Origin of the sequence: Methylibium sp. T29, from assembly GCF_000576205.1 — a bacterium.
GTDB lineage: Bacteria > Pseudomonadota > Gammaproteobacteria > Burkholderiales > Burkholderiaceae_C > Methylibium > Methylibium petroleiphilum.
The window spans coordinates 1-11,347 of record NZ_AZND01000113.1 but is presented as its reverse complement, the minus strand read 5'-3'; the positions used below and the strand labels follow the sequence as shown (position 1 = coordinate 11,347).

Annotated in this window: 9 protein-coding genes and 1 pseudogene; 4 read left to right on the top strand and 6 right to left on the bottom strand. The window is 70.0% G+C overall.

Features of this window, described 5'->3' with window-relative positions; all coding sequences use genetic code 11:
• The 4 genes and pseudogenes from bamC to x551_RS13545 all read right to left on the bottom strand — a co-directional run.
• The coding region (gene bamC / locus x551_RS13560; protein WP_036248987.1) for an outer membrane protein assembly factor BamC at positions 1-793 on the bottom strand (793 nt) is incomplete at its 3' end.
• Positions 794-898: 105 nt separating this feature from the next.
• A complete protein-coding gene (dapA, locus tag x551_RS13555) occupies positions 899-1,780 on the bottom strand; it encodes a 4-hydroxy-tetrahydrodipicolinate synthase (RefSeq protein WP_036234333.1) in 882 nt (293 codons plus the stop codon).
• Positions 1,781-1,839: 59 nt separating this feature from the next.
• Positions 1,840-2,427 carry a class I SAM-dependent methyltransferase gene (locus tag x551_RS13550; RefSeq protein WP_036234331.1) on the bottom strand — a complete coding sequence of 196 codons (588 nt, stop codon included), beginning with the start codon at positions 2,425-2,427 and terminating at the stop codon, positions 1,840-1,842.
• Between the two features lie 155 nt (positions 2,428-2,582).
• Positions 2,583-3,805, bottom strand: a pseudogene (locus x551_RS13545) (MFS transporter).
• A 153-nt stretch (positions 3,806-3,958) separates the two neighbouring features.
• On the opposite strand from x551_RS13545, the gene x551_RS13540 reads away from it, so the two are divergent.
• From x551_RS13540 to x551_RS13535, 3 genes are read left to right on the top strand one after another with little or no spacing between them, the layout of a single operon-like run.
• Entirely contained in the window at positions 3,959-5,938 is a 1,980-nt protein-coding gene (locus tag x551_RS13540) for a DNA topoisomerase IV subunit B (RefSeq protein ID WP_011830144.1), read from the top strand.
• Between the two features lie 47 nt (positions 5,939-5,985).
• Positions 5,986-6,855, top strand: coding sequence for a DNA gyrase subunit A (locus x551_RS27425; RefSeq protein ID WP_253950376.1), 870 nt, complete (start codon positions 5,986-5,988; stop codon positions 6,853-6,855).
• The gene (locus tag x551_RS13535) at positions 6,783-8,294 is read left to right on the top strand and encodes a DNA gyrase subunit A (RefSeq protein ID WP_343252143.1); all 1,512 of its coding nucleotides are present in this window, start codon (positions 6,783-6,785) and stop codon (positions 8,292-8,294) included. Before x551_RS27425 ends, x551_RS13535 begins: the two co-directional genes overlap by 73 nt.
• Before the next feature lie 450 nt (positions 8,295-8,744).
• Here x551_RS13535 and x551_RS13530 read toward each other — a convergent pair whose 3' ends face one another.
• Entirely contained in the window at positions 8,745-9,272 is a 528-nt protein-coding gene (locus tag x551_RS13530; protein WP_051495837.1) for a disulfide bond formation protein B, read from the bottom strand.
• Entirely contained in the window at positions 9,269-9,733 is a 465-nt protein-coding gene (locus x551_RS13525) for a RidA family protein (protein WP_036234324.1), read from the bottom strand. The genes x551_RS13530 and x551_RS13525 overlap by 4 nt, the downstream gene beginning before the upstream one ends.
• Before the next feature lie 101 nt (positions 9,734-9,834).
• On the opposite strand from x551_RS13525, the gene x551_RS13520 reads away from it, so the two are divergent.
• Positions 9,835-11,347 (top strand): ComEC/Rec2 family competence protein (locus x551_RS13520; RefSeq protein ID WP_152543520.1); only part of this gene is annotated, 1,513 nt, incomplete at its 3' end.

The following is an 11,347-nucleotide window of genomic DNA, read 5'->3' as shown; positions in this document are numbered from 1 at the left end:
GGCGGGCGGCACCGGGGGCGGCCGAGGCGGCCGCCGCAGCGGCTTCCGCGGCCTTGGCCTGCTCTTCCTTGGCGCCGAGCTTGAGCATCAGGCGCGACAGCATCACCGCCTCGAGATCGGGGTCGGCCGGGCGGGGCTGCCATACCGTGGAGTCCTTGCGCTCGCTGGTGTAGACCTCGACCATGCCGCGGTGGCTGATGTAGATCTCGGTGCCACCCTCGGGCGTGCGCTCCAGACGGGTGCGGAAGCGGTCCCGCTCGCCGGTGTCGTAGACCGAATCGAACACCTTGCCGATCGTGCCGCGGATGATGTCCTGCGGCAGCTTGGCGCGGTTCTCGGCCCAGTTGGTTTCCATCAGCCCGGTGTCGCGCTGCTCGAGATCGAGCTGGAAGCCGCGCTCCTGCCAGAAGGCCTGCAGTTGAGGCCACAGCTGCTCGGGTGTCTGGCGAGTGGCCAGCCAGCGCTGGCTGCCGGCGCGCTCGAGGCGGACATCGCCGACCACGCTGGGCGCGACGCTCGCGGCCGTGCCGGCGGCGGTGGGCGCCGAACTGTTGGGCGAAGGCGTCTGCAGCGTCGAAGCGCTGATCGTGCCGCTGGCCGTCTGGTAGCGCTGGTCGGGGGAGAGCTGGGTGAGGTCGGGCGGGATCTCGAGCGAGACCGATTTCGCTCCCTTGGTCTTGTAGTCGACCTTGTCGCCTTCCAGCGCATTGTTGATCGTGCAGGCCGACAGGCCGGACGCCACCGCGATCAGCAGCAGGCGGGCAGGAACGTTGAATCGACTTTGAAAACTCACGGGAGCTTCTCCGGGGATCGGGCTGGGCAGGCCGCCGGTGCGGCGGGGCAGGGGAGCGCAAGGCGTCGTGGGTGAAGCAGCGGTACCGTTCCGGGGGGCGAAGCGTCACAGCAGGCCGGCATCGCGCAGCGACTGCTCGACCACCGGCTGCAGCGCTGCACTCAGCGGCGTCAGCGGCAGGCGCAGTGCGCCGCCGCAGCGGCCCATGCGCTGCAGCGCCCACTTCACCGGAATCGGATTGGGTTCGCAGAACAACTGCTTGTGCAGCGGCAACAGCGCCAGGTGGATCTCGGCGGCGCGCTTCGCGTTACCGGCCATCGCCGCGACGCACAGCTCGTGCATCGCACGCGGCGCAACGTTGGCCGTCACGCTGACGTTGCCATGGCCACCCAGCAGCATCAGCGCCACCGCGGTCGGGTCGTCGCCGGAGTAGATGGAGAAGCCCTTCGGTGCCTGCTTGATCAGCCAGCATGCGCGCTCGATGTTGCCGGTGGCTTCCTTCAGGCCGACGATGCCGGGCACCTGGGCCAGACGCAGCACTGTCTCGGGCAGCATATCGGCCACGGTACGGCCGGGCACGTTGTAGAGCACCACCGGAATGTCCACCGCTTCGGCGATGCTGCGGAAGTGCTGGTACTGGCCTTCCTGCGTGGGCTTGTTGTAGTAGGGCACGACCTGCAGCGTGCAGTCGGCGCCGACCTGCTTGGCGTAGCGGCTGAGCTCGATGGCTTCGCGCGTGGAGTTCGCGCCGGCTCCGGCCATCACCGGCACGCGTCCGGCGACATGCTCGACCGCCACGCGGATGATCTCGCAGTGCTCTTCGGGCGCGACCGTCGGCGATTCGCCGGTGGTGCCGACCACGCCGATGCAGTCGGTGCCTTCGGCAATGTGCCAGTCGATCAGGCGACGCAGAGAGGGGTAGTCGACGCTACCGTCCTCGTGCATCGGCGTGACGAGCGCGACGATGCTGCCAACGATGGGTTTCATGGGGAGTCCTCTGAATCCCGGGATTTTAGCCAGCCGCGGCAACGAGGCTGACGCGGTGGCTACAAGGGATAACGCGGTGGCTGGTCCGAGGCCGACGCGCCGGGCTCGGCCTCCCGCACGGCGGCGATGCGCTGCACGAAGCGCAGCGGTGACTCCAGCGTGCCGTCCTCGTAGCCCAGCACGCGCCAGCCGGCACCGGCGCCGCGCACCGCGTCGAGCAGCTCGCCCGGGCGCAGCAGGAAGTCGGGGTTCGACGGCTTGCCGACGGTCTGGTTGCCGATCGCGAAGGTTTCGTAGATCAGGCGGCCGTTGGCGGCCACGCAGGCGAGGATCGTGGGCAGCAGCGGTCGCCACAGGTAATGGGTGACGATCACCACGTCGAAGCTGCGGCCGTCCAGCGGCCACGGACCGGACTCGATGTCGGCGGTGATCAGCTCGGCCTGCGGGCAGGCGGATGCCAGATCCGCGAGGGCCGCCGCGTCGCGGTCCACGCCGGTGAGGCGCTGCCCTTGGACCGTGAGCCAGCGCAGGTGTCGGCCGGAACCGCAGGCCAGGTCGAGCACGCGCTGGCCGGCCGGGAGCGTGCGCGTCCAGCGTTCCACCCAGGGCGACACCGCCAGCCCACCGTGCCGCGCGGTCAAGCCCATGCTAGAAGCAGCTCCATACGCGGTTGGCCAGGTCGACCATCAGGTCGGGCTGCAGGTAGGCCAGGAACACCGCACCCAGGGCGGCAGCGGACACGGCCCAGATCAGGAGTCGCTTGCTGCAGGAGAAGGCTCTCATCGCCGTGGGGCCCCGTGTGTCATGCCGGCGCCGGGACGCCGCCGCGCACGATCGCGGTCTCCCGCACCGGCAGGTTGATCAGCGCGGCGAACACGCCGAGCGCGACCGCGATCCACCACACCACGTCGTAGCTGCCGGTCGCGTCGTAGAGCTTGCCGCCCAGCCACACACCGAGGAAGCTGCCGATCTGGTGGGCCAGGAAGACGAAGCCGCCCAGCATCGAGAAGTGCTTGACGCCGAAGATCTGCGCGACCACGGCATTGGTGGTCGGCACCGTCGACAGCCACAGCAGCCCCATCGCGATCGAGAACGCGTAGACCGAGGCGGGCGTCAACGGCAGCAGCAGAAAGGCGATGATGGCCACCGAGCGCAACGCGTAGATGCTCGCCAGGATGTGGCGCTTGGCCAGCCGCTGGCCCAGCACGCCGGCCGCGTAGGTGCCGAACACATTGAACAGGCCGATCAGCGCCAGCGCCGTCGTCGCCACCTGCGGCGACAGGCCGTGGTCCTTCAGGTAGCTCGGCATGTGCACGCCGATGAAGACCACCTGGAAGCCGCAGACGAAGTAGCCCGCCATCAGCAGCTGGAAGCTGCGGTAGCCGAAGGCCTCGCGAACGGCCTCGCCGATGCTCTGCTGCCTGCCGGCGGGTGGGGCGAGTTTCGGCTCCTTCAAGCCGAAGGCCAGCGGCACGATGGCCAGTGCCGCGCAACCCAGCAGGATCAGGCTTCCTGCCAGCCGAAGGCCGAGATCAGGCCGCTTTCCACCGGCACCATCAGGAACTGGCCGAACGAGCCGGCCGCAGCCGTGATGCCCATCGCCCACGAGCGCTTCTCGGGGGCGACGTTGCGACCGATCACGCCATAGACGATGGCGTAGGTGCAGCCGGCCTGGGCCATGCCGATCATCAGCCCGGCACTGCCGTGAAAGGCCAGACCTGACGTGGCCAGCGCCATCAGCACCAGCCCGCCGGCGTAGAGCACGGAACCGGCCACCAGCACCTTGAAGGCGCCGTAGCGGTCGGCCAGCATGCCGGCGAACGGACCGACCAGGCCCCAGCTCAGGTTCTGGATCGCCAGCGCGAGGCCGAAGGTCTCCCGGGACCAGCCGCGGTCCATCGTGATCGGCTGCAGCCACAGCCCGAAGCCGTGGCGGATGCCCATCGACAGCGTGACGATGGCGGCGCCGCACAGCAGCACCTGGGTCATCGAAAGCGTGTGCGTAGCGCGGGTCGGCGAGGTCATCGACCGATTGTCACGATTTTCACGTTCCGGCGTTGGTCACCGGCGTCGGCCGTCTGCCGTGGAGATGCCCTGCGCAGGCGGCGGAGCGGGTGGGGGCAGTGTGGTAAGCCCGCGCGCCGGTGCACGCGCGGCGGCTCCCTAGAATCTTCGCCCATGGCAACCAAATCTTCTTCGCCGGGCCGTTACGGCGAATCGTCCATCCGCGTGCTCAAGGGTCTGGAGCCGGTGAAGCAGCGGCCGGGCATGTACACCCGCACCGACAACCCGCTGCACATCGTGCAGGAAGTGATCGACAACGCCGCCGACGAGGCGCTCGCCGGGCACGGCCAGCGCATCGCGGTGACGCTGCATGCCGACGGCTCGGTCAGCGTCGACGACGACGGCCGCGGCATCCCCTTCGGCCTGCACCCCGAGGAGCAGGTGCCGGTGGTCGAGATCGTGTTCACGCGGCTGCACGCTGGCGGCAAGTTCGACAAGGGCGCGGGCGGTGCCTACAGCTTCTCCGGCGGCCTGCACGGTGTGGGCGTCAGCGTGACCAATGCGCTGTCGACGCGACTGCAGGTCGAGGTGTTCCGTGAGGGCAAGGTCGCGGCACTGGCCTTCTCCGGCGGCGACGTGATCGAGCCGGTCGCCTCGCGCAAGGCCGGTGCCGCAGACCGCCGGCAGGGCACCAGCGTGCGGGTCTGGCCAGACCCGAAGTACTTCGAGAGCGCCGAGCTGCCGAGGAACGAACTGGTGCACCTGCTGCGCAGCAAGGCGGTGCTGATGCCGGGCGTGAGCGTGACGCTCACGCACGAGAAGAGCGGCGAGGTGCAGACCTGGCGCTACGAAGGCGGGCTGCGCGACTACCTGATGCAGACGCTGCAGGCGGACCCGGTGATTCCCCTGTTCGAGGGCGCGCACTATGCCGAGGAGGGCGAGACCGAGAATTTCGCCGAGGGCGAGGGGGCGGCCTGGTGCGTGGCCTTCACCGAGGACGGTCAGGCGGTGCGCGAAAGCTACGTGAACCTGATCCCCACGGTGGCCGGCGGTACGCATGAGTCGGGCCTGAAGGATGGCCTGTTCCAGGCCGTCAAGGGCTTCATCGAGCTGCACGCGCTTTGCCCGAAGGGCGTGAAGCTGATGCCCGACGACGTGTTCTCGCGCGCCAGCTTCGTGCTGAGCGCCAAGGTGCTCGACCCGCAGTTCCAGGGCCAGACCAAGGAGCGACTCAACTCGCGCGATGCGCTGCGGCTGGTGTCCACCTACGTGAAGCCGGCCTTCGAGCTGTGGCTGAGCCAGCACGTCGAGCATGGCCGCAAGCTGGCCGAGCTGGTGATCCGCCAGGCCCAGGCGCGCCAGCGCGCCGGGCAGAAGGTCGAGAAGCGCAAGGGCTCCGGCGTGGCGGTGCTGCCTGGCAAGCTGACCGACTGCGAGAGCCGCGACCTCGCGCTCAACGAACTCTTCCTCGTCGAAGGCGACTCGGCTGGAGGCAGCGCCAAGATGGGCCGCGACAAGGAGACCCAGGCCATCCTGCCGCTGCGCGGCAAGGTGCTCAATTCCTGGGAGGTCGAGCGCGATCGTCTGTTCGCCAACAACGAGATCCACGACATCTCGGTGGCGATCGGCGTCGATCCTCACGGCGCCGCCGACGAGCCCGACCTCTCGGGCCTGCGCTACGGCAAGATCTGCATCCTGAGCGACGCCGACGTCGACGGCTCGCACATCCAGGTGCTGCTGCTGACGCTGTTCTTCCGGCACTTCCCGAAACTGATCGAGCGCGGCCACATCTGCATCGCCAAGCCGCCGCTGTTCCGTGTGGACGCGCCGGCGCGCGGCAAGAAGCCGGCGGCGAAGCTCTATGCGCTGGACGAGGGCGAGCTCACCGCCATCCTCGACAAGCTGCGCAAGGAAGGTGCCCGCGAAACCAGCTGGACCATCAGCCGCTTCAAGGGCCTGGGCGAGATGAATGCCGAGCAGCTGTGGGACACCACGCTCAACCCCGACACGCGCCGCCTGCTCCCAGTGAGCTGGGGCCTGCTGGACTTCGGCCAGACCGAGGGCTCGTTCAACAAGCTGATGGGCAAGGGCGAGGCCGCGTCGCGGCGCGAGCTGATGGAACTGCACGGCGATGCGGTCGAGGTGGATGTGTGAGGGGTCGCACCCTGCGGGTCTGACGACGGCTCACGATCGAGAACGAGATGAATCAACTGGAACTGAATGCTGCCGGCGGCGACAACGGCGATGCGATCACGCTCGCCCACTATGCCGAGCGGGCCTACCTCGAGTACGCGCTGAGCGTCGTCAAGGGCCGCGCGCTGCCCGACGTGTGCGACGGCCAGAAGCCGGTGCAACGTCGCATCCTGTACGCGATGGAGCGGCTGGGCCTGGCCTTCACCACCGCCGGCGGCCCCAAGGCGATGAAGAGCGCGCGCGTGGTCGGCGACGTGCTGGGCCGCTACCACCCGCACGGCGACACCGCGGCCTACGACGCGCTGGTGCGCATGGCGCAGGACTTCTCGCAGCGCTATCCGCTGATCGACGGCCAGGGCAACTTCGGCTCGCGCGACGGTGACGGCGCGGCGGCGATGCGCTACACCGAAGCGCGTCTCGCGCCGATCACGCGGCTGCTGCTCGACGAGATCGACGAGGGCACGGTCGACTTCATCCCCAACTACGACGGCTCCACGCAGGAGCCGAAGCAGTTGCCCGCGCGCCTGCCCTTCGTGCTGCTGAACGGCGCGAGCGGCATCGCGGTGGGCCTGGCGACCGAGATCCCCAGCCACAACCTGCGCGAGGTGGCCGCCGCCGCGGTGGCGCTGATCAAGCAGGAAAAGCTGTCCGACGACGAGCTGTTCGCCTTGCTGCCCGGCCCCGACTACCCGGGCGGCGGCCAGATCATCAGCGCCGAGGCCGACATCCGCGACGCCTATCGCAGCGGCCGCGGTTCGCTGAAGGTGCGGGCGAAATGGAAGATCGAGGACCTGGCGCGCGGTCAATGGAACCTCGTGGTCACCGAACTGCGCCCGGCACCAGCGCGCAGAAGGTGCTGGAGGAGATCGAGGAGCTGACCAACCCCAAGGTCAAGGCCGGCAAGAAGGCACTGAGCGCCGAGCAGACCCAGCTCAAGACCACCGTGCTCGCGGTGCTGGACGCGGTGCGCGACGAATCCGGCAAGGAAGCCGCGGTGCGTCTGGTGTTCGAGCCCAAGAGCCGCACCGTCGAGCAGCAGGAGCTGATCAACGTGCTGCTGGCGCACACCAGCCTGGAGACCTCGGCGTCGATCAACCTGACGATGGTGGGGGCCGACGGCCGGCCGACGCAGAAGTCGATGCGCCAGATGCTGACCGAGTGGATCGGTTTCCGGCTCGAGACGGTGCAGCGCCGTACCCGCCACCGCCTCGGCAAGGTGCTGGACCGCATCCACATCCTCGAAGGCCGGCAGCTGGTGTTGCTGAACATCGACGAGGTGATCCGCATCATCCGCAATGCCGATGAGCCCAAGCCGGCGCTGATCGAGCGCTTCCGGCTCAGCGACCGGCAGGCCGAGGACATCCTCGAGATCCGGCTGCGCCAATTGGCGCGGCTGGAGGCCATCAAGATCGAGCAGGAGCTGAAGAGCCTGCGCGAGGAGCAGGGCCGGCTCGAGGAGATTCTCAACAGCCCGGCCGCGCTGAAGCGCACGGTCGTGAAGGAGATCGAGGCCGATGCCAAGACGCACGGCGACGAACGCCGCACGCTGATCCAGGCCGAGAAGAAGGCGGTCGCCGAGGTCAAGGTGGTCGACGAGCCGGTCACGGTGGTCATCAGCAGCAAGGGCTGGGTGCGCGCGCGCCAGGGCCATGGCCACGACGCCGCGGCCTTTGCCTTCAAGGCCGGCGACACGCTCTACGGCACCTTCGAGTGCCGCACCGTCGACACCTTGCTGGTGTTCGGATCGAACGGGCGCGTGTACTCGGTCGCCGTCAGCGGCCTGCCCGGCGCGCGTGGCGACGGGCAGCCGATCACGTCGATGATCGAGCTCGAATCGGGCACCCAGCCCCAGCACTACTTCGCCGGCCCGGCCGACGCGACGCTGCTGCTCGCCAACACCGGCGGCTACGGCCTGCTGGCGAAGGCCGGCGACCTGCAGTCGCGCCAGCGCGGCGGCAAGGGCTTCCTCACGCTGGCCGAGGGCGAGAAGCCGTTGCCGCCCAGCCGTGCCGATGCCGCGGGGCAGATCGCCTGCCTCAGCCTCGGCGGTCGCCTGCTGGTGTTCGCGCTCGATGATCTGAAGCTGCAGCCCAAGGGCGGCCGCGGCCTGACGCTGATGGACCTGGAGGCCAAGGACGCTTTGGTGAGCGTCGCTGCCTTCGACAAGACCCTGCGTGTGCTGGGCAGCGGCCGTGGCGGCAAGGCCAAGGACGAGACGCTCGGCGCGGCGGCGGTGGCCGTCTACAAGGGTGCGCGGGCGCGCAAGGGCAAGCCGGCCGACATCGGCTTCAAACCGACCTGGCTGCTGCGCGCCTGAGCGGTTGCCGGCGGCTGCCGGCGCCGATCACTTGCCGCGTGCGGCCCGACGCGGTCTGGCCGGGGTGGGGGTCGGCGTCGCGGGGCGCTTGCGCGCCACGCTGCGGCCCTGCGGCGTTGCGGAGGTCGATGCCACTCGCATCGGCATCGCGGAGAGCGGGCTCGGCGGCACGACGGGCCGCGCGGGCACGACCCCGGCAGGGCGGGCCAAGCGAGGCGCCAGTAGCGCCACCAGGCCTCGGTCGCCTCGGCGGCCTGCTGCCACAGCACGCGCTGTGACTCGGCGAGCGCCTGAGGTGTCCACAGCGCGGCGTCGCGCGTGGGCGACGGCACGCTGTCGCCGTCGGGAAACCAGAAGCGATGCCAGGGGGTCATGGCCGATCTCCTACGGCGCAGCACTGCGCCTCGGCGACCAGCATAGTCCCCGCGCGTGACCGGGTCTTGACCGGGATCAGGCGCGCAGCCTGCGGTGCCACAGCAGCAATGCCGCCGTGAGCCCGATCAGCGCGAACAACAGGCCGCTCCACACCTCGAAGGGCTGGCCCAGCAACCGGGCGGATGCTGCCTCGGCGCAGGTGGCCGTCACCTGGAACAGCCAGGGCACGGCGGTCTCGAGGCCGGTCGCGCTCAGGAAGCGATCCGCGAGCGTGAAGGCGCAGCTGCTGTCCTTGGCCGCGACCTGGTGCTGGAACACGGCCGATGCGATGCCACCGACCGACAGCGCGAGGACCAGTCCGCTCGTCACCACCGTCACCGCACACACCGGTGCGGCCCAGCCGATCAGTGCGACCACGGCGATCGCCAGGTAGAGCACACGCTGGAAGATGCACCAGGGGCAGGGCAGCATGCCGAACACGTGCTGCGCGACCAGCGCGCTGCCGACCGCGGTGATGCAGGCCAGCGCCACCAGCGCGAGCACGCCGCGCGGCAGCCGGTGGAACACGCTGGCGTGGTGCAGGCGCGCGGTCGCAACGCTCACGCAGCCACCTCGGCGATCAGTTCGATCTCGACGCAGGCGCCCAACGGCAGTTGCGCCACGCCGAAGGCGCTGCGGGCGTGGGCGCCGCGGTCGGCACCGAACACCTCGCCGATCAGCTCGGAGGCGCCATTGGTCACCAGATGGTGCTCGGTGTAGGTGGGCGAGCTGTTCACCAGGCTCATGAGCTTGACGATGCGCAGCACGCGCTCCAGGTCGCCGCCGACCGCGGCGTTCAGCGTGCCCAACAGGTCGATCGCGACGGCCCTCGCGGCGGCCTTGCCGGTGTCGGTGTTCATGTCGGTGCCGAGTTGCCCGGCGTGCGGCTTGCCGTCGCGCTTGGCGATGTGGCCGGACAGGAACACCAGGTTGCCGCTGCGCACGAAGGGCACGTAGGCGGCGGCCGGCACGGCGACCGGCGGCAGCACGATGCCGAGGTCTTTGAGGCGTTGCTGGATCGACATGAGGGAGGCTCCTTTTCGCGGGCGACGATCCTACCGCGCGGGCCGTCACCCCAGTCGTGGAGGGCCTGCCGATCGGCGCATCGGCTTCCTACACTCGGCCGATGCCCTCGTCTCCATCGCTGCCGGGCCTGCGCCTGCTGGCTGCCGGTGCCGGCGTGGTGCTGGGATCGTCCCTGCAGCTGCAGCAGGCCCAGCTGTGGCTGCCGGTCCACTACGCCGCACTCTCGGTGTTGGGCCTCGCGGTGTCGATGCTCCTGTTCGGCCTCGATCGTCGCGGTCCACTGCGAGGAAGCGTCCACGCGCTGACGCTGGCCGTCCTGACCGCGGTGAGCTTCGGTGCGACAGGCCTGCGCGCCGGCTGGCGTCTGGCCGAGCAACTGCCGGCCGAACTCGAGGGGCGCGATCTCGCCGTGATCGGCGTGATCGCCGGGCTGCCGCAGCGCTCGGCCGAGGCCTGGCGCTTCCACTTCGAGCCTCGCTCTGCGCGCATCGGCGACCGCGTGATCGAGCTGCCGTCCCGCCTGTCGCTCGGCTGGTACGCCACACCCGACGGCCCCGAATTGCCCGCGCTGCGCGCCGGCCAGCGCTGGCAGCTGATGCTGCGCCTGAAGCGCCCGCATGGCCTGTCGAATCCGCACGGTTTCGACTACGAGCTGTATCTCTTCGAGCAGGGCGTGCGCGCGACCGGCTCGGTGCGTGCGGTGCGCGACACGCCCAACCGCCTGCTCGGAGACGGCGAGGGCCACGTCGTCGATCGCCTGCGGCAATCGGTGCGCGACGCGATCACGGCGCGTGTGGCCGATGCCTCCTCAGCCGGCGTGCTGGCCGCGCTGGCGGTGGGCGACCAGGCTGCGATCGAGCGCGACGACTGGGCGCTCTATCGCCAGACCGGCGTCGCACACCTCATGTCCATCAGCGGCCTGCATGTCACGATGTTCGCGTGGCTCGCGGGCTTGGGCGTCGGCGCACTGTGGCGGCGCAGCCGCCGTGCGATGGGGATGTGCCCGACACCGCTCGCCGCGCGCTGGGGTGGCCTGACGGCGGCCTGCGCCTATGCGGTGTTCGCCGGCTGGGGCGTGCCGGCGCAGCGCACGGTGCTGATGCTGGCCAGCGTCGTCGTCCTGGGAGCAGCCGGATTGCGCTGGAGCTGGCCGCTGGTCTGGACGGCCGCCATGGTGGTCGTGACCGCGATCGATCCCTGGGCCCTGCTGCAGCCGGGCTACTGGCTGTCCTTCGCGGCCGTGGGCCTGCTGCTGGCCTCGGGCGAGGCGCGTGGGCTCGTCGCGGCGACCACCGGGCTGGCGACCGCACCGACGCGGCTGCGCTGGCAGGGCGTTGCGGAGTGGCTGGTTCGGCTGCTGTCGGGCGGCCTGCGCACGCAGGCCATCGCGACGCTGGGTCTTGCGCCCTTGACGCTGGTGTTCTTCCAGCAGTTGTCGCTGGTCGGCTTCGCCGCCAATCTGGTCGCCATTCCGATCATCACGCTCGGCGTCACGCCGCTGGCGCTGTTGGGCGTGCTGCTGCCGCCGCTGTGGGGGCCGGCCGCCTGGACGGTGGCGCAGCTGAACGCCGGCCTGCAGTGGCTCGCCACGCCGGACTGGGCGGTGTGGTCCG

Bases quoted from the DNA above. Each gene is read 5' to 3' on its own strand.
- dapA (WP_036234333.1), bottom strand. From the start codon at position 1,780: ATGAAACCCATCGTTGGCAGCATCGTCGCGCTCGTCACGCCGATGCAC.
- x551_RS13550 (WP_036234331.1), bottom strand. From the start codon at position 2,427: ATGGGCTTGACCGCGCGGCACGGTGGGCTGGCGGTGTCGCCCTGGGTG.
- x551_RS13540 (WP_011830144.1), top strand. From the start codon at position 3,959: ATGGCAACCAAATCTTCTTCGCCGGGCCGTTACGGCGAATCGTCCATC.
- x551_RS27425 (WP_253950376.1), top strand. From the start codon at position 5,986: ATGAATCAACTGGAACTGAATGCTGCCGGCGGCGACAACGGCGATGCG.
- x551_RS13535 (WP_343252143.1), top strand. From the start codon at position 6,783: ATGGAACCTCGTGGTCACCGAACTGCGCCCGGCACCAGCGCGCAGAAG.
- x551_RS13525 (WP_036234324.1), bottom strand. From the start codon at position 9,733: ATGTCGATCCAGCAACGCCTCAAAGACCTCGGCATCGTGCTGCCGCCG.